The organism is Amycolatopsis sp. DG1A-15b (genome assembly GCF_030285645.1).
In the GTDB taxonomy this organism is placed as follows: Bacteria; Actinomycetota; Actinomycetes; order Mycobacteriales; family Pseudonocardiaceae; genus Amycolatopsis.
Genome location: NZ_CP127296.1, coordinates 492,972 through 510,959, shown reverse-complemented (window position 1 = coordinate 510,959; position 17,988 = coordinate 492,972). Strand labels below are relative to the sequence as shown.

16 protein-coding genes are annotated in these 17,988 nt (G+C 71.4%); 10 read left to right on the top strand and 6 right to left on the bottom strand.

Annotated elements, in window-relative coordinates; translation table 11 throughout:
• Positions 1-110: 110 nt before the first annotated feature.
• On the top strand, positions 111-1,256 hold the full coding sequence (locus QRY02_RS02405; RefSeq protein ID WP_285989852.1) for a YihY/virulence factor BrkB family protein: 1,146 nt from the start codon (positions 111-113) through the stop codon (positions 1,254-1,256).
• 96 nt (positions 1,257-1,352) lie between these two features.
• The gene (locus tag QRY02_RS02400) at positions 1,353-4,493 is read left to right on the top strand and encodes an efflux RND transporter permease subunit (RefSeq protein WP_285989851.1); all 3,141 of its coding nucleotides are present in this window, start codon (positions 1,353-1,355) and stop codon (positions 4,491-4,493) included.
• Between the two features lie 145 nt (positions 4,494-4,638).
• On the opposite strand, the gene QRY02_RS02395 is transcribed toward QRY02_RS02400, so the two are convergent.
• Positions 4,639-5,478, bottom strand: a complete 840-nt coding sequence (locus QRY02_RS02395) for a hypothetical protein (protein ID WP_285989850.1) — start codon at positions 5,476-5,478, stop codon at positions 4,639-4,641.
• A gap of 163 nt (positions 5,479-5,641) precedes the next feature.
• Complete coding sequence (locus tag QRY02_RS02390) at positions 5,642-5,884, bottom strand: DUF3039 domain-containing protein (protein ID WP_285989849.1); 243 nt, start codon at positions 5,882-5,884, stop codon at positions 5,642-5,644.
• A gap of 68 nt (positions 5,885-5,952) precedes the next feature.
• Here QRY02_RS02390 and QRY02_RS02385 point away from each other — a divergent pair, with 68 nt between their 5' ends.
• From QRY02_RS02385 to QRY02_RS02370, 4 genes are all read left to right on the top strand, one after another.
• Positions 5,953-6,738, top strand: coding sequence for a sporulation protein (locus tag QRY02_RS02385; RefSeq protein ID WP_285989848.1), 786 nt, complete (start codon positions 5,953-5,955; stop codon positions 6,736-6,738).
• Positions 6,738-7,355, top strand: a complete 618-nt coding sequence (locus tag QRY02_RS02380) for an HD domain-containing protein (protein ID WP_285989847.1) — start codon at positions 6,738-6,740, stop codon at positions 7,353-7,355. The genes QRY02_RS02385 and QRY02_RS02380 overlap by 1 nt, the downstream gene beginning before the upstream one ends.
• A 9-nt stretch (positions 7,356-7,364) precedes the next feature.
• The gene (locus QRY02_RS02375; protein ID WP_285989846.1) at positions 7,365-8,270 is read left to right on the top strand and encodes a pseudouridine-5'-phosphate glycosidase; all 906 of its coding nucleotides are present in this window, start codon (positions 7,365-7,367) and stop codon (positions 8,268-8,270) included.
• A 73-nt stretch (positions 8,271-8,343) separates the two neighbouring features.
• Positions 8,344-9,216, top strand: coding sequence for a carbohydrate kinase family protein (locus QRY02_RS02370; RefSeq protein WP_285989845.1), 873 nt, complete (start codon positions 8,344-8,346; stop codon positions 9,214-9,216).
• A gap of 3 nt (positions 9,217-9,219) precedes the next feature.
• Here QRY02_RS02370 and QRY02_RS02365 read toward each other — a convergent pair whose 3' ends face one another.
• Both QRY02_RS02365 and QRY02_RS02360 read right to left on the bottom strand, forming a co-directional pair.
• Entirely contained in the window at positions 9,220-9,534 is a 315-nt protein-coding gene (locus QRY02_RS02365; protein ID WP_285989844.1) for a DUF3099 domain-containing protein, read from the bottom strand.
• A 38-nt stretch (positions 9,535-9,572) separates the two neighbouring features.
• Positions 9,573-10,838, bottom strand: coding sequence for an amidohydrolase (locus tag QRY02_RS02360; protein WP_285989843.1), 1,266 nt, complete (start codon positions 10,836-10,838; stop codon positions 9,573-9,575).
• Positions 10,839-10,866: 28 nt separating this feature from the next.
• Between QRY02_RS02360 and QRY02_RS02355 the strand changes: the two genes are divergently transcribed.
• From QRY02_RS02355 to QRY02_RS02340, 4 genes are all read left to right on the top strand, one after another.
• Entirely contained in the window at positions 10,867-12,369 is a 1,503-nt protein-coding gene (locus QRY02_RS02355) for a DUF7782 domain-containing protein (RefSeq protein ID WP_285989842.1), read from the top strand.
• A complete protein-coding gene (dtd, locus tag QRY02_RS02350) occupies positions 12,366-12,791 on the top strand; it encodes a D-aminoacyl-tRNA deacylase (protein ID WP_285989841.1) in 426 nt (141 codons plus the stop codon). Before QRY02_RS02355 ends, dtd begins: the two co-directional genes overlap by 4 nt.
• 288 nt (positions 12,792-13,079) lie before the next feature.
• Positions 13,080-14,108, top strand: a complete 1,029-nt coding sequence (locus tag QRY02_RS02345; RefSeq protein ID WP_285989840.1) for a sigma-70 family RNA polymerase sigma factor — start codon at positions 13,080-13,082, stop codon at positions 14,106-14,108.
• Between the two features lie 634 nt (positions 14,109-14,742).
• A complete protein-coding gene (locus tag QRY02_RS02340) occupies positions 14,743-16,401 on the top strand; it encodes a fumarate hydratase (RefSeq protein ID WP_285989839.1) in 1,659 nt (552 codons plus the stop codon).
• A 49-nt stretch (positions 16,402-16,450) separates the two neighbouring features.
• On the opposite strand, the gene QRY02_RS02335 is transcribed toward QRY02_RS02340, so the two are convergent.
• On the bottom strand, positions 16,451-17,122 hold the full coding sequence (locus QRY02_RS02335; protein WP_285989838.1) for an SCO2207 family protein: 672 nt from the start codon (positions 17,120-17,122) through the stop codon (positions 16,451-16,453).
• Between the two features lie 198 nt (positions 17,123-17,320).
• Positions 17,321-17,842 carry a hypothetical protein gene (locus QRY02_RS02330; protein WP_285989837.1) on the bottom strand — a complete coding sequence of 174 codons (522 nt, stop codon included), beginning with the start codon at positions 17,840-17,842 and terminating at the stop codon, positions 17,321-17,323.
• Positions 17,843-17,988: the final 146 nt, after the last annotated feature.

The window sequence follows — 17,988 nt, the reverse complement described above, 5'->3', positions numbered from 1 at the left end:
GGCCGGGTCCGACAGTTCCGGGCACCGGCACGGGTGATGTCCGCCGACACGCCCGGCCGCAGGGGGCGTGACGAGCCAAATCAGCACGGATGGACCATGCTGGACACGTCATGGGTGAGGTGCAGCCGTCCGCAGCGACGAAGGTGGCCCGCAAGGGGCCGTGGCGGCTCGTCACGCGCACGTTCGCCAAGGCCTGGGAAGGCAACATCTTCTCCGAGGCCGCCGAGGCGGCCTTCTGGCAGACGCTGTCGCTGCCGCCGCTGCTGCTCGGCCTGCTGGGCAGCCTGGGCTTCGTCGGCGAGTGGTTCGGGCAGGACGTCGTCGCCGCGGTGCACGACCGGATCATCGGCTTCTGCCGGACGGTCTTCAGCCAGAACGCGGTCCACGACATCATCGAACCCACCGTGAACAGCATCCTCACCGTCGGCAAGGGCGAGATCGTCTCGGTCGGCTTCCTCATCTCGCTGTGGGCGGGTTCCTCGGCGATGTCGTCGTTCGTGGACGCGATCACGGTCGCGCACGACCAGTACGGCGTCCGCAACGACGTCTGGCAGCGGATCTTCGCGCTCCTGCTGTACCTGTGCGGCCTGGTGATCCTGGTGGTCGGGCTGCCGCTGCTGGCGATCGGCCCCGACCTGCTGCCGGAGTTCTTCCCGGCCGCCTGGCGCCCGACCGTGACGTCGTGGGTGAGCGCGCTGTACTTCCCGGCGCTCGGCGCGATGATCACCCTCGCGCTGACCACGCTGTACAAGCTCGCGCTGCCGCGGAAGCTGCCCTGGCACCGCGGGCTGCCGGGCGCGGTGCTCGCCATGGTCGTGTTCCTGCTGTCCTCGGTCGGCCTGCGCGTCTACCTGAACTGGATCACCAAGACCGGCTACACCTACGGCGCGCTGGCCGCGCCGATCGCGTTCCTGCTGCTGATGTTCTTCATCGGGCTGGCCGTCGTCGGCGGGGCGTACTTCAACAGCGCGATCCAGGAACTGTGGCCGGCGAAGGCCACGCGGCGGCAGCGGCGCAAGTGGCGGCGGCTGGAGATGGAACGCGCCTCCGAGCGGCTGCGCTCGGAAGAGGGCCGCAAGCTGCGGGACCGCTCGACCACGCCGCTGCGGCGCCCGCGCACCGAAGACGCCGCCGCCGACCGGGCCGAGCCGTCCGAAGAGGACAGCTCGTCACCGAGCGCGCCGGAACCGGCACCCAGCGCAGCTCAGGGGCGCGGGTCCGCCGAAGGGAGGACCCGGAATCCACCCACGGACTGAGTCGCTCTCAGCAACGACGTGAAAAGCTCAGCGGGCCATTGACGACGGCGGGGGCCACTGTGCCTTTTACGTCATTCCCGAGGGGGTTTTCACGTCATGTCCGTGCTGGCCAGACTGAGCCTGCGCAACCGGAGCCTGATCGGCCTGCTCGCGCTGGTGGTCGTCGGCTTCGGTGCCTTCGCGCTGCCGCAGCTCAAACAACAGCTCTTCCCGTCCCTGCAGTTCCCGCAGGCGCAGATCGTCACCGCGTACCCGGGCGCGTCGCCGGACGCGGTCGACCGCCAGGTCTCCGAGCCCCTCGAAGGCGGGCTGCAGGGGCTGAAGGGCCTCGAGCAGGTCACTTCGACGTCGTCGGACGGGGTTTCGCGGGTCGTCGCGCAGTTCGAGTTCGGCACGGACATCGACGCCGCCGTTTCGCAGATCCAGCAGGTGGTGAACCAGGTCCGGTCGCGGCTGCCGCAGAACACCGAGCCCGCCGTGTCTGCGGGCAGCACCGACGACCTGCCGGTGGCGCTGGTCGCCGCGGGCACCGCCGGGGACCCGCAGGCGCTCGCGCCCGCGCTGACCGACCAGGTCGCGCCGGAGCTGCGGAAGATCGAGGGCGTCCGCACGGTGACCGTCACCGGCGTACGCCAGCCGCGCGTCACGATCACGCTCGACTACGCGAAGCTCGCCGCGGCGGGTGTCGACCCGGCGTCGATCGCGACCACGCTGCAGACCGCCGGCGCCGCGGTGCCGGCCGGGACGCTGACCGAAAACGGCAAGACGCTGTCGGTGCAGGTCGGCGGCGGGCAGACCACTGTGGACAGTCTGCGCGGCCTGTACCTGACCCCGGGTGCCGCCGCCGCGCGGGCGGGTGCCCCGGCCCGGGGTCCGGTGAAGCTGGGTGACGTCGCCGACGTCCAGGCCGGGTTCGCGCCGCCGACGTCGATCACGCGCACCAACGGCAAGCCGAGCCTCGGCCTCTCGATCACCATGGTGGACAACGGCAACGCCGTCGCCATTTCCGACGCGGTCCGCGACAAGCTGCCGGACCTGGCGAAGAAGACCGGCGCCGAAATGAGCGTCGTGTTCGACCAGGGCACCCCGGTGAAGGACGCGATCAGCGGCCTGACCACCGAAGGCCTGCTGGGGCTGGCGTTCGCCGTCGTCGTCATCCTGCTGTTCCTGCTGTCGGTGCGCTCGACGCTGGTGACCGCGGTGTCGATCCCGCTGTCGGTGGTCGTCGCGCTGCTGGCGCTGTGGACCGGCGACCTGTCGCTCAACCTGCTCACCCTCGGCGCGCTGACCATCGCGATCGGCCGGGTGGTCGACGACTCGATCGTCGTGCTGGAGAACATCAAACGACATCTCGCCTATGGCGAGGAGAAGGACCGGGCGGTGCTCGACGGCGTCCGCGAAGTGGCCGGCGCGGTCACTTCGTCCACGCTGACGACCGTCGCGGTGTTCCTGCCGATCGCGTTCGTCGGCGGGTTCGTCGGCGAGCTCTTCTCGCCCTTCGCGATCACGGTGACGGTGGCGCTGCTGGCCTCGCTGCTCGTGTCGCTGACCGTGGTTCCCGTGCTGGCGTACTGGTTCCTCAAGCGGCCCGCGGTCCCGGCGGACGCCGTCGAGGCCGAGCGGGCGCGCGAGGCGGCCGTCGAGAAGGAACGCCGCAGCATCCTGCAGCGCGCCTACCTGCCGGTGATCCGGTTCGCGACGCGGCGGCGGCTCACCGTCGTCCTGCTGGCCCTGCTGATCTTCGCCGGCACGGTCGGGCTCGCGACGCGGCTGAACACGAACTTCCTCGACCAGTCCGGCGGCACCACGCTGAACATGACGCAGAAGCTGCCGGCCGGCACCAGCGTCGACGCGAAGGAGAAGGCGGCCACGGCCGTTGAGCAGGCCCTCGCGGCCGAGCCCGCGGTGCGGACCTACCAGGTCAGCATCGGCGGTGGCGGGGCGTTCGGCTTCGGCGGCGGGACCAACACGAGCATCTCGGTCACCGTCGCCAAGGACACCGACCTCCACGCGCTGTCGGACCGGCTGCGGTCGAAGCTGACGTCGCGCCCGGAGCTGGGCGAGATCAAGATCGGGGCGGACGCGTCCGGGTTCAACTCCGACCAGGTCTCGGTGACGGTGACCGCGCCGTCGGAGGCCGCCCTGAAGCCGGCGTCCGACCAGGTGGCGCAGGCGCTGCGCGGGGTGTCCGGGCTGACCGAGGTTTCGAGCGACCTGAGCGTCGGCTCGCCGCGGGTGCAGGTCGAGGTGGACGACGCCGCGGCGGCCGCGCGCGGGCTGTCGGCGAGCACCATCGGGCAGATCGCCAACCAGGCGATCGCCGGGCGCACGGTGACGCAGCTGCCGGTCGGCGGGCAGCGAACGGACATCGTGCTGCGCGCCGGCACGGCTCCGGTCACGGTCGAGCAGGTGAAGGGCCTGCCGATCCCGGGCCCGGGCGGCGTCGTCCGGCTCGACGAGGTGGCCAAGGTGTCCAGTGTGGACGGACCGGCGTCGGTGCGCCGCACCGGTGGCGACCTGAGCACCACGGTGACCGCGAAGAACACCGGGGACGACCTGACCAAGACCACCGCGGACATCAAGTCCAAACTGGACGGACTGACGTTCACCGGCGGGGCGGCGTACTCGCTCGGCGGCGTCAGCCAGGACCAGCAGGAGGCGTTCTCGAACCTGTTCCTGGCGCTGCTCGCGGCCATCGCGATCGTGTTCCTGATCATGGTGGCGACGTTCCGCAGCCTGATCCAGCCGCTGATCCTGCTCGTGTCGATCCCGTTCGCGGCGACCGGCGCGATCGGGCTGCTGCTGGCCACCGGCACCGCGCTCGGCCTGCCGTCCCTGATCGGCATGCTGATGCTGGTCGGCATCGTCGTGACCAACGCGATCGTGCTGATCGACCTGATCAACCAGTACCGCGCCGAGGGGATGAGCGTCGCCGACGCCGTCACCGAAGGCGGCCGGCGCCGGCTGCGGCCGATCCTGATGACCGCGGCGGCCACGATCTTCGCGCTGGTCCCGATGGCGCTGGGCATCACCGGCCAGGGCGGGTTCATCGGCCAGCCACTGGCGATCGTGGTGATCGGCGGCCTGGTCAGCTCGACCCTGCTGACCCTGGTCCTGGTCCCGACCCTCTACACGATGGTCGAGACCCGCAAGGAACGCCGCAAGGCCCGCCGCGAAGCCCGCCGAACCCCGGCCCAGGCCCCCGAATCGGAGTCCCTCAACCCGGAACTCGCGTGATCAGAACGCCGACACACGTGATTTGAGAGTCGACTCGCGTGATCAGGAGGACGACACGCCGAAGCCAGGGCGGCCCCGGCGTGTCGTCGCTCCAATCACGCGAGTCGACTCCGCAATCACGCGTGTCGACCCTTCCTTCACCGAGTCAGCGCTGCTGGAAGCGGTAGGTCTTGCTGTCGAAGAGGATGCAGATGCTCGGGGACATCACGATCACGCGGAGGGTGGCGTCCCGCTCGTCGAAGTCGATGCCCTCGACCTCGAACGAGCCCGAGCAGCCGCTGCGGAGCGGGAGCTGGCCCAGCGAGGTGACGTGGCCGGTGACGTCCGAGCCGGACAGCGGACCGGCCAGGTCGACCTGGAGCAGCGGCTTCGTCGTGCCGAAGAGGCTGCCGTCCGGGTCGTCGGACGCGCAGAGCAGGCGGGTCGCGGTCTGGAAGTCGCAGCCCTGGACGTCGCGGACCGCGTGGTCCAGGCGGATGGTGCCGGCCAGAGGCAGGTTCTGGGCCGGGTTCGTGGCCACCACGCCGGGCATCGGGTGCACCAGGAGCCGGTCCATGGTGCCCCACTCCCCCGCCACCAGCCAGCGCGCGTCCGGCGACACCGCGGCGAAGGAGTTGTTGTTCGCTTCCCACGACTCGAGGGCGTGCCGGTAGTCGGCCCACGAGCCGTCCGGGGCCTGGACGCGGAAGAGCTTCGCGCCGCGGTCGTCACGCTGGTAGGGCTCGACGTACCAGCCCTGGGCCGAGCCCGGGTCGCCGACGTGGTTCCAGCCCTGCGAGTTCAGGTCGGCCGGGATCGTGCCGATCCCGGTGTAGCGGATCGTCGTGCCCGACGGGCGCACGATCGTCGCGAGCCCCTGGCTCTCGTCGAGGGCCCTGGCGGTGTCGGAGCCGACCTCCGTCCAGCCCGTGACGGCCTGGGCCAGCGCGGGCGAGACCACGGCGAGCAGGGTGACGAGGGTGAGCACGATCCCGGTTCTGCGCATGTGCGACTCCGGTGGGTGAGGGAACCTGGTCCGCTGGATCTACCAGGACTCCCGCACCCGGCACACCCGCCGAATGAAGGTTTTTCACGTTTGTTCGCCGATCTGTCCGTTTCCGGACAGCCGAAAGCCCCGGCGGGGACTCCCGCCGGGGTTCAGGCCCGGATCACTTCCCGGGACGGAGACTCTCGTAGATCTCCTTGCAGGCCGGGCAGACCGGCGACCCGGGCTTCGGCGACTTCGTCACCGGGAAGACCTCGCCGCACAGCGCCACCACGTGAGTGCCCATGACCGCGCTCTCGGCGATCTTGTTCTTCTTCACGTAGTGGAACATCTTCGGCGAGTCGTCGTCGGTGGTGTCCGTGCCCTCGGGCGTGGTTTCCGGCTTCGTCAGCGTCTCGGTGCTCACCCGGCCATTGTGCCCGAGTCCCGCCGAACCTCCCGCGATCGGCCCCTCCGCCTGGCAGGATCGGCCGCATGTTCCAGAAGGTGCTCGCGACGTTCGGCTCGGGAGGGGCGCGGATCGACGCCCGCCTGCTGGACTCCACCGCCGCCCCCGGCCGCCCGCTGCACGGTGAGGTACTGCTGCTCGGCGGCGAGGTGGACCAGGAGATCAAGGGGCTCGCGGTGACGCTGCTGGCCCGCGTCCAGGTGCCCGGCGACCGGACCGAGGACCTCCCGTTCGGCTCCCGGCAGCTGATCGGCAGCGAGGTCATCCGGGCCGGGCAGCAGGTCCGGGTGCCGTTCGAGGTGCCGCTGCCCTGGGAGACGCCGGTGACCAGCGTCTACGCCAAGCCGCTGACCGGCACGGCGGTCGGCGTCCGGGCCGAGCTCGACCTGGCCGCCGCGGTCAGCGACCCGTTCGACGCCGACGCCGTCGCGATCGAGCCGCTCCCGGCGCAGAAGCGGATCCTCGACGCGCTGAGCCGGCTCGGCTTCACCTTCCGCGAGGCGGTCCTCGAGCAGGGCCGGGTCGACGGCGCCCGCCAGCAGTTGCCGTTCTTCCAGGAGATCCGCTTCACGCCTTCACCGCGTTTCGCCGGCGTCTTCTCGCAGGTCGCGGTCACCTTCCTGACGTCGGCCGAGCGCACCGACGTCGTGCTGGAGGTCACCAAGCGGGTCCGCGTGAGCAAGACCGGCGGGTTCGGCGGCCGCGGCCAGGACTTCCTCGGGATGTTCACCGTGCGGCCGGACGTGAACTGGGAGAAACAGCTCGAGGACTGGCTCGACCAGGTGGCGCGCCCGCGCGGGATCTTCGACTGATGGAGTGGCCCGACGCGGTCGCCGTCCTCGGCGGCACGTCCCACGCCTGGCCGCGGCTGCAAGCCCGGTACGCCGAGCCCCACCGCCGCTACCACACGCTCACCCACGCCGCCGCCGTCGCGCGCGACTCCGCCTGGCTGGCGGCGGGCCTCGGGACAACCGACCGCGCCATCCTCGCCGTAGCGGCCTGGACGCACGACGTCGTGTACGACGCGAAGCCCGGCGAAGACGAACGCGCCAGCGCCGCCTGGGCCCGCGAAGCCCTGGCCGGAGTGGCCGCGGCGCACGTCGAGCGCGTCGAAGGCCTGATCCTCACCACGATCGGGCACGACGCTCCACCGGACGACCTCCTGGCCACCGCCCTCCTCGACGCCGACCTCGCCATCCTCGGAGCGGCCGAAGAGCAGTACGCGGTGTATGCCCGCGGAGTGCGCGAGGAGTACGCGAAGTACCCCGACGACGTCTGGCGCGAAGGGCGCATCGCCGTCCTCGAACGCATGCTGTCCCGGCCGCTCTACCGCAGCGAAGCCGCGCGGACACGCTGGGCGAGCGCCGCAGAAAAGAACCTGACCGCCGAGCTGACCCACTGGCGCCGCGCGCGGGGCGATCACCGATGATGGTCCCTCGTGACTACCGCACTCTCCCTGCACGAAGAGGTCGCCTCGGCGCTGCGTGACGGGCACCCCGTCGTCGCGCTGGAGAGCACCATCCTGTCCCACGGCCTGCCGCCGGGCCGCAACCTCGACGTCGCCCGCCGCCTCGAAGGCGTGGTCCGCGACGGCGGCGCCGTCCCGGCCACGATCGCGGTGCTCGACGGACGGGTCGTCGTCGGCCTCTCCCCCGCCGAGCTCGAGCGCGTCTGCGCCCCGGACGCCGGGCTCGACAAGCTCTCGCTGCGCGACCTCGGCCCGGCCGTCGGGCTCGGCCGCTCCGGTGCGACGACCGTGGCGAGCACGTCGGCGCTGGCGGCCGCGGCCGGGATCGGCATGTTCGCCACCGGCGGGCTCGGCGGCGTGCACGTCGGCGCCGCGCAGAGCTGGGACGTCTCGGCGGACCTCGGTGTGCTGGCGAAGGTGCCGACCGTCGTGGTCTGCTCCGGCGTGAAGTCGGTGCTCGACATCCCCGCCACGCTCGAGGTGCTGGAGACGAACTCGGTGCCGGTGCTGGGTTACCGCACGGACGACTTCCCGGCGTTCTACCTGCGCTCGTCGGGGCACCGGGTCGGCTGGCGGGTCGACGACCCGAAGCAGGCCGCCGCCGTCATCGACGCGCACCGCGCCTACGCGAATTCCGGTGTCCTGCTGGCGAACCCGATCCCGGAAGCGTCCGAAATGGACAAAGAGCTGCACGACCGGCTGCTCGCCGAGGGCCTCGCGCTCGTCGAGGAGCGGGACGTGCACGGCGCCGACGTCACCCCGGTGCTGCTGGAGCACTTCCACACCGCCAGCGGCGGCGTGAGCATCGACGCGAACGAAGCGCTGGTGCTGAACAACGCCAAGCTCGCGACCGAGGTGGCGGTGGCGCTGGCATGAGCGAGCTTGCGGGTGAATCATCCAACACTGCGCGGTCCGCTCAGGCGGCACCGAGCGCCAGCGAGGTGCGCGCATGAGCGGGATCGTGGTGGTCGGGGACGCGGCCCTGGACGTGATCGCCCGGCACGACAAGCCGTTGCCGCACGGCGGCGACGCCCGCGCGAAGATCCGGTTCACCGGTGGCGGCGCGGGCGCCAACACGGCGCTGTGGCTGCGGCACCTGGGCGCGGAGACGACGCTGCTCGCGCGGATCGGCGACGACCCGGGCGGCCGGCTCATCCGGGCCGAGCTGGAGGCGGCGGGCGTGCGGTGCGCGTTCTCCGTCGACCCCGAGGCGCCGACCTGCTGCGTCGTCGTCATGGTCGACGGGTCCGGGCAGCGCAGCATGCTGGCCGACCGCGGCGCGAACCAGCGCTTCGCGCCCGAGGACGTCACCGCGGAGGCCCTCGCCGGGGCGAGCCACCTGCACCTGTCCGGTTACGTGCTGCTGGACCCGCCGTCGCGCGCGGCCGGTCTGGCCGCGCTGGCGGCGGCGCAGGAAGCCGGGCTGACGACGTCGGTCGATCCCCAAGCCGCCGCGCACATCACCGACCCGGCCGTGTTCCTGGCCGACGTCCGCGGGGTCGACCTGCTGATGCCGAACACCGAAGAACTGGTCGCGCTGACCGGCTCGGCCGACCCGGCGTCGGCGAAGGAACTGCTCGGCACGGTCGGCGCGGTGGTCGTCACCGCCGGGCTCGACGGCGCCAGCTGGGTCGACGCGGGCGGGGTCACGAGCGTGCCCGCGGTCGAGGCGGACTGCGTCGACTCGACCGGCGCGGGCGACGCCTTCGACGCGGGCGTGCTCACCGGCTGGCTGGCCGGGGAGTCCACTGTGGACGTCCTGCGGCACGGGACGCGGCTGGGTGCGCTGGCCGTCGGGAAGGTGGGCCCCCAGCCGGGGTGATCCTCAGCCGTCGATGACGTGGTGGCTGGTGCCCTCGATCGCCTTCGCCTCGCGCTGGTAGGTGTTGACCTGCTCGGACTTGCGGGGCGGGCGGTCGTTGGCGATCAGCACCGCGATCCACGGCAGCGGCACGGAGATCGCCAGGAAGCCCAGCGCCAGCCACCACACGTGGTAGGTCAGCCCGGCCGCGATCAGGCACGGGATCCGGCAGGCCATCATGATCACGTACTTGCGCTTGCGGGCGGCGAACTGCTCTTCGTACGACGGGGCCGCCCCGGTGATCAGCACCGGGTCCGAGTCCTTGGCGGGCGTGGTCACTGCACCACCTCCGCTGTCCATCGTCCCACTCGCGCGGCTCATCCGACACCGGGGTGATGCATCTTGCTCAACGCGGCCACCACGAGGGTTTCGATGCCGGTGCGCAGGGTCGGGTGCAGAACCGGCGCGAACCGCGGCGAGTGGTTGGACGGGATGTCGCGCTCGAACCGGCCCTCCGTCATCGCCGTGATCACCGTCTGCGGGTCGAAGCCCCCGACCAGCCAGAACACCGACGGCACGCCGGCCGCCCGGCCGAACTCGCTGAAGTCCTCACTACCGGTGATCAACGGCGCCGGCAGCACCACGTCGGTGCCGAAGTGGCCGCGGAAGACCTCGGTGAGCGCGTCGTTGGCGGCCTCGTCGTTCTCGGTGACCGGGTAGGAGCTGCCCCGCTCGATCTCCGGGGGCTTCGGCGCGCCGGCGGTGGCGGCCTCGCCGTGCACGATCCGCTCGACCGCGGCCAGCACCCGCTCCCGGACGGCCTGGTCGAAGGACCGGACGTTGACCTCCATGACGGCGTCGTCGGCGATCACGTTGCTCGCCGTGCCCACGTGCAGCGAACCGACGGTGACCACGGCCGAGTCGGTGGCGGCGATCTCGCGCGACACGATCGTCTGCAGCTTGAGGACCACGGACGCGGCCAGCACGGCCGGGTCGACGGTGGTCTCCGGGCGCGAGCCGTGCCCGCCGCGGCCGTGCAGGGTGACGCGCAGCGTGTCGGTGGCGGCCATGATCACGCCGGGCCGGGTGAGCACCCAGCCGGCCGGGCCGGGGACCAGGTGCTGCCCGAACACGACGTCGGGCCGGCCCGCGATGTCGAAGAGGCCGTCTTGGACCATCGCCACGGCACCGCCCGCGCCCTCCTCCCCCGGCTGGAAGACCACCAGCAGCGTGCCGGCCCAGGTGTGGCGTCCCTTCGCGAGCAGCGCGGCGGCGCCGGCGAGCCAGGTGGCGTGCATGTCGTGCCCGCAGGCGTGCATGACGGGGACGTCGTTGCCGTGCTCGTCGGTGCCGCGGACCGTGCTGGCGTAGGACAACCCGGTCTTCTCCTCGACCGGCAGCGCGTCGATGTCGGCCCGCAGCAGCACGGTGGGTCCCTCGCCGTTGCGCAGCACGCCCACCACACCCGTGCCGGCGATGCCGGTGTGCACCTCGTAGCCGTCGCCCTCCAGCCGCCGGGCCAGCTCGGCCGCCGTCCGGGTCTCGGCGAAGGGCAGCTCCGGGTGCCGGTGGAGGTCGATGTACAGCGCTTCGAGCTCGGGCAGCGCCGCGTCGAGCGGGGCGAGGACGCGTTCAAGGGTCACGGGGGCCATCGTGGCAGCATTACCCACCGTGAGCACGCGAAGCGTACTGCCCGACCTGTCCGACGACGTCTGCGCGCGGCTGCGCGAAGCCTTCCGGCGCACCTCCTACGACGCCGACGGCGTGGTGGCCGCCCTCGGCGGGGCCGCGCACGCGGCGCTGGGCCGCGGCGAGCCGGTGCCGGCCGAACGCGCCAGCCGGGACGCGGGTGACCTCGGCACGCTGATCCGGCTGTTCCTGCTGGGCGGCACCGAGCCGGAGACCGCCGTCAAGGCCGCCTTCGCCCCCCTCTCCCCCGAGGACGCCGTGGCCGCGGGAGTGCTGGCGCCGGCGTCCGAGGGGTACCGCGCCGCCCTCGACATCCGGCCGCACGGCGACGAAGAGGGCTCCTGGTGGGTGGTCTCCGACCTCGACGCCGACGTGCTCGGCACCACCGTGCCAGAGGACCACGTGCTCGGCGTCGGCCACGCGTCGCTGTCACTGATCCGCGCCACCAGCCGCCGCCCGGTCGGCACCCTGCTCGACCTGGGCACCGGCAACGGCGTCCAGGCGCTGCACGCGACCCGGCACGCCGCTCGCGTCACCGCGACCGACGTCTCCGCGCGGGCCCTCGCCTTGGCCGCGGCGACCTTCCGGCTGAACGAGCTGGACGTCGAGCTCGTCCGCGGGGAGTGGTTCGCGCCGGTCGCGCGGCGGAAGTTCGACCAGGTCGTGTGCAATCCGCCGTTCGTGGTCGGCCCGGCCCGCGTCGACTACACCTACCGCGACTCCGGGCTGGCCGGCGACGACGCGAGCGCGCTGGTCGTGCGGCAGCTGCCCGGATTCCTGAACGACGGCGGCACCGGTCACCTGCTCGCGTCCTGGCTGCACACCTCCCGCGAGGACTGGGCCGACCGGGTGAGCCGCTGGCTGCCCGCCGAGACCGACGCCTGGTTCGTCCAGCGCGACGTCGCCGATCCGGCGCTCTACGTCGGCACGTGGCTGCGGGACGCGGGGCTCGACCCGCGCTCGCCCGAGGGCCGGGCGAAGGCGGCGGCGTGGCTCGACTGGTTCGCGGCGAACGACGTCCGGGGCATCGGCTTCGGGTTCGTCACGCTGCGGCGGGCGTCCGGGCGGACACCCACCGTCGTGTGCGAGGACCTGCGGCAGGCCTACGACGACCCGCTGGGCCCGGAGGCGGCGGGCTGGCTGGACCGGGTGGACTGGCTGCGTGAATCGGGTGATTCATTGCTTGGTGTCCGCTTTGTGGTGCCACCCACGGTTTTGCTCGAAAGCGTCGAAGAACCCGGTGACGAAGGCTGGGCGACGACCGTTCGGCGGCTGCACCGCACCGACGGGCCGGGCTGGCAGCACGAGGTCGACGAACTGGCCACGCGGCTGCTGGCCGGGTGCCGCGGCGCGTTGCCGCTGGAGGACCTGATCGAGCTGCTCGCGGCGGCGCAGGGCCTGTCGTCCGAGGAGCTGGCGGCCGCCGCGCTGCCCGTCGTCCGGGAGCTCGTCCGGCACGGGATGCTCGTCCCGGCGGACCGGTGAGGGCGGTCGCAGCCCGGGTCACGCGGGCGGACGTCACCGTCGGCGGCGAGGTCGTCGGCGCGATCGACGAGCCGGGATTGCTTGTGCTGCTGGGAATTCACGTCGACGACGACACCGCGAAGGCCGTCACGATGGCGCGCAAACTGCACGAACTGCGGGTGTTGCGCGACGAGGAATCATGCGCCACGGCGAATGCACCACTGCTCGTGGTGAGCCAGTTCACGCTCTACGGCGACACGAAGAAAGGGCGGCGCCCGTCGTGGACGCAGGCCGCCCGGCCGGAGGTCGCGGAGCCGTTGGTGGAGGCCGTCGTGGCCGAGCTGCGCGGCCGCGGCGCCACGGTGGCGACGGGCCGTTTCGGGGCCATGATGGCGGTCTCGAGCGTCAACGACGGTCCGTTCACAGTTTGGGTTGAGGTCTAGACCATTACGATCCGGTTCAGTTTCTGACCGGATTCATATGGAATTCTCAGGTTCCCCGGTCACGGAACGTTCTCAGCAAAAGCTCAGCATTGGTTCAGCAACCGGATCGCTCCCGCAGCCGTCTTCTCCTATGACGAGCCGGGAACGTTTTGGGAACCCGGAGCGTTGTGCCAGATGTCCAGCCAAGCCGGCCGGACCGGCGTACCGGGATCCACAGGCCCCGGTTCGCGGGTACGCACCCGGTGGACGACCGCAGCAGCACGTTCAGCCCGTGACCGGGGAGGCAGAATGTCAGTCCAGACTCTCGAACGCGAGTCGCGCGGGATTCGCGAGCGTATCCCGGCTCAGACGACCGAGGAGCCGATGAGCTTGGGGACGCTCACCGACGCCGACCTCGACGCCCAGAGCCCCGCCGCCGACCTCGTCCGCGTCTACCTCAACGGCATCGGCAAGACGGCCCTGCTCAGCGCGGCCGACGAGGTCGAGCTGGCCAAGCGCATCGAAGCCGGGGTGTTCGCCCAGCACATGCTGGACACGGCCGAGAACCTCACGGCCAAGCGCCGCACCGAGCTGGCCGCCCTGATCAGGGACGGCCACGTGGCCAAGAACCACCTGCTGGAGGCCAACCTCCGCCTGGTGGTCTCGCTCGCCAAGCGCTACACCGGCCGGGGGATGCCGCTGCTCGACCTGATCCAGGAGGGGAACCTGGGTCTGATCCGCGCGGTGGAGAAGTTCGACTACTCCAAGGGGTTCAAGTTCTCGACCTACGCCACCTGGTGGATCCGGCAGGCCATCACCCGGGGCATGGCCGACCAGGGCCGCACCATCCGGCTGCCCGTCCACCTGGTGGAACAGGTGAACAAGCTGGCCCGCATCAAGCGTGACCTGCACCAGCAGCTCGGCCGCGACGCGACGCACGAGGAGCTGGCGGCCGAGTCGGGCATCCCGGCGCACAAGATCTCGGACCTGCTCGACCACTCGCGTGACCCGGTAAGCCTGGACATGCCGGTCGGCGCCGAGGAGGACGCCCCGCTGGGCGACTTCATCGAGGACTCCGAGGCCACCGACGCCGAGAGCGCCGTGATCTCGGGCCTGCTGCAGGACGACCTGCGCCGCGTCCTGGCGACGCTGGACGACCGCGAGCAGCACGTGATCCGCCTGCGCTACGGCCTCGACGACGGCCAGCCGCGCACGCTCGACCAGATCGGCAAGCACTTCGGGCTGTCCCGCGAGCGCGTCCGCCAGATCGAGCGCGAGGTCATGTCGAAGCTGCGCCAGGGCGAGCGCGCGGACCGGCTCCGCGCCTACGCGAGCTGATCGGTTTCTCGTTCGAGGGCGGGTGCACATCGTGCGCCCGCCCTCGGTCATTTCCGCACCCTGCTGACCAGGCGTTCGGCGAGGCGGGAAAATTTTCCACGAAAGCGGGGTTTCACCCTCCAGAGTCATGGGTAGCAACCCTCCGCCAGCACCCGTTCGGCGGCGTTGACTTATGACCTGCGTCACGACAGCCTCGAAGTGCCGGCGCAGGCCTCGCGACCGGGTGTGCACGCATCCGGGAGCTTTCCCCGGGAGGTCGGGTCCGTCGGGGTGGACCCGGCCTCCCGACCAGCTTCCACGGCGCACCCGGCCGGTCGGTCCCCTTCCCGGGCGGTCGGCCCGCGTACCCGGACGGTCGGGTCACGTACCTCGATGCCGAACGGCATCACCTGCACCCACCCAGACCTCTCCCCGCCACCCCGATCCGAAGCCAGCACGCGGACGGTGGCACCGCGTCAAGGCGGGAAAGCGTGCCTTGACCCGGCACCACCGTCCGTAGTGACAATCCGGCTTCGGGGTGGTGGGACCACGGAAGCCGCGTGGGGTGGCCCACAGTGATCGGATGCCTCTACGGCGTGCCGTTCCCCGGCGCATAAGGTGGACCGATCCCGGAGCTGGCAAAGGAGCCTGGCAAGTGCCGTCCACCACGTTTCAGCACACCGAAGTCCTCCCGCTGGGCAAGGACACCACCACCGAATACCGGTTGGTCACCGACGAGGGCGTCGAGACCTTCGAAGCCGCCGGGCGCACCTTCCTGAAGATCGCCCCGGAAGCGCTCACCACCCTCGCGCGCACCGCCATCACCGACATCCAGCACCTGTTGCGCACGTCACACCTGCAGCAGCTGCGCGCGATCGTCGATGACCCCGAAGCGAGTGGCAACGACCGGTTCGTCGCCATGGACCTGCTGCGCAACGCCGCCATCTCCGCCGGTGGTGTCCTGCCCATGTGCCAGGACACCGGGACGGCCATCGTCATCGGCAAGCGCGGCGAAGGCGTGCTCACCGGCGGTGACGACGAGCGCGCCCTCTCGCGGGGCATCTTCGACGCCTACCAGCAGCTGAACCTGCGGTACTCGCAGATGGCGCCGGTGAACTTCTGGGACGAGCGCAACACCGGGACCAACCTGCCCGCGCAGATCGAGCTGTACCACAAGGACGGCCAAGCCGACCCGGCCTACGAGTTCCTCTTCATGGCCAAGGGCGGCGGGAGTGCCAACAAGACGTTCCTCTACCAGGAAACCAAGGCCGTCCTGAACCCGAAGCGGCTCGCGCGCTTCCTCGACGAAAAGCTGCGCAGCCTCGGCACCGCGGCCTGCCCGCCCTACCACCTCGCGATCGTCGTCGGCGGGATGTCCGCCGAGTTCAACCTCAAGGTCGCGAAGCTCGCCTCCGCGCGCTACCTCGACACCCTGCCGCAGGAGGGCTCCGAACTGGGCCACGCCTTCCGCGACCCGGACCTCGAGCAGCAGGTCCTCGAAATGACCCGGCAGTTCGGCATCGGCGCGCAGTTCGGCGGGAAGTACTTCTGCCACGACGTCCGCGTCATCCGGCTCCCCCGGCACGGCGCCAGTTGCCCGGTCGGCATCGCCGTTTCCTGCTCCGCCGACCGCCAGGCCAAGGCCAAGATCACCGCCGACGGGGTGTTCATCGAGCAGCTCGAGCGCGACCCGGCCCGGTTCCTGCCCGACGTCACCGAGGAAGACCTCTCCGACGACGTCGTCGCAGTCGACCTCAACCGGCCGATGGCCGAGATCCGCGCGCAGCTCTCGCAGCTGCCGGTCAAGACGCGGCTTTCGCTCACCGGGCCGCTGGTCGTCGCGCGCGACATCGCGCACGCCAAGATCGCCGAGCGCCTCGACGCCGGCGAAGAAATGCCGGATTACCTGAAGGACCACCCGGTCTACTACGCGGGCCCGGCGAAGACGCCCGAGGGTTACGCGTCCGGTTCGTTCGGCCCGACCACGGCCGGGCGGATGGACTCCTACGTCGAGCAGTTCCAGGCCGCCGGCGGCTCACTCGTCATGCTGGCCAAGGGAAACCGCTCGAAGCAGGTGACGAACGCGTGCCAGTCGCACGGCGGGTTCTACCTCGGCTCGATCGGCGGCCCGGCGGCGCGGCTCGCGCAGGACTGCATCAAGAGGGTCGACGTCCTCGAGTACGCCGAGCTCGGCATGGAAGCCGTCTGGAAGATCGAGGTCGAGGACTTCCCGGCGTTCATCGTCATCGACGACAAGGGCAACGACTTCTTCGCCAGCACCGGCGACCCGGTGTTGCAGATCAGCTTCCGTTAGCGCACAAGGAAAAGGGGACACCAGCCCGCCGCCGGTGTCCCCTGCTCCCTCAGCCGACGCGCTCGATCCGCGCGCGCCGGATGAGGAACTTGCCGGGCTCCCGGACCTGTTCGAAGGCCGCGTTGTTGAGCAGCGTGCAGCTGCCCGACACCGAGGTCACCTCGACCGTCGTGGACTTCGAGTTGTCCAGGTTGGTCACCTTGAGCTTCGTCCCGGCCGGGAACTGGTTGCTCGACGCGGCCGGTGCGCCGGCCTCGCCGGAGAGCGTCACGGTCGAACCGGGGCACACGACCTCACCCACCGCCGCGCCCGCTCCGGCGGCCGGCTGCTCCTGCTTCTTCTGCTGCCCAGGGGCCTGCGCCTTGCCCGGCGCGTTGCCGGAGTTCCCCGGCGCCGCCGCGGCCTGACCGTTGTTCGCCGCGACGTTCGCCGTGCAGCCCGCCACCTGCCGCCGCTGCTGGATCAGGTCCACCACGGCCTGCCGGTTGGCGATCCGCGCGGCCGACTGCGCGTCCGGGTTCGCCTGCTGGCCCGCGATGAAGGTCAGGTTGTTCTGCAGCGCGGTGTCGAGTCCACCGCAGTTCTCCTTGGGCGCTTCGGCCGCGTTGCCCGCGGGACTGCTCAGCGCGATGGCGGTCGCGGTGACGCCGGCGACGCCCAGCAACGCGGCCAATCCGACGGTCGCCTGCTTGCGGTGCCGGCCACTGCTCAACCGGGGCATGGGCCCCTCCTCTCTGATCGCCACCTCACCCCGGGACACGGCCCGGTCACGGCGGCGGTTCAGCGGGAGCCCTGACAATTTTCGACAACTTCGACGATGAGCGGACCACACGCAGGCCGTGGTCCGGACCACCGGGCAGCGACCGTCCACTGCGGACAGCACGCGGCCCCCGGAGACGTTTCCCGGGGGCCGTGGTCCTTACTTCGGGGGCGTGGTCTTCAGCACCACCGTGCGCTGGTCCAGCGGCGCGGCCAGGGCGACCGAGATCACCGGGTACCGGATGTCCATCGTGCACATCTGATTGGTCTGCGCCTTGGTCTCGCTCAGGTTGACGACGACGTGGTCGCCCGCCTGTTCGGCCGCTTCGCCGAGCGCGTGACCGCAGCCGCCTTCCTGAGCGCGGATGTTGAGCACGGTGCCACCGTTGGCCGTCCACACCTCGCGCGGGAACCCGGCGGGCAGCGCGGTCGCGTCGATCTTGTCCGCCGGGACCTGGGTGCTGCCCTCGGGCACGGTCAGCCGGGGCTTGCCCGGCGGGTTGGGCTCGGGCGGCGCCGGCAGCACCGATTCACTCGGGGACGGCGACGGCGACGCCGGTGCGGGCACCGACACGCTGCCGGTCGATCCCGCGGGCCGGTTGGTGGGCATGTCCTGGCCGGCGCAGGCCGTCACCATCAGCAGGAGCGCGCCTGTCCCGACCACCTTCGCTGAGTACCTCATGCTGTCAGGACGGAACGGGGGCGACTTGGGGTTGCACCGGCTCCGGCCCCGGCCCCGGCCCCGGCCCCGGCCCCGGCCCCGGCCCCGAAGAATGGTCTGGGAGGTGGTCCCGGGCATCCCGGGGCCACCTCCCAGCGTCCGTGGCG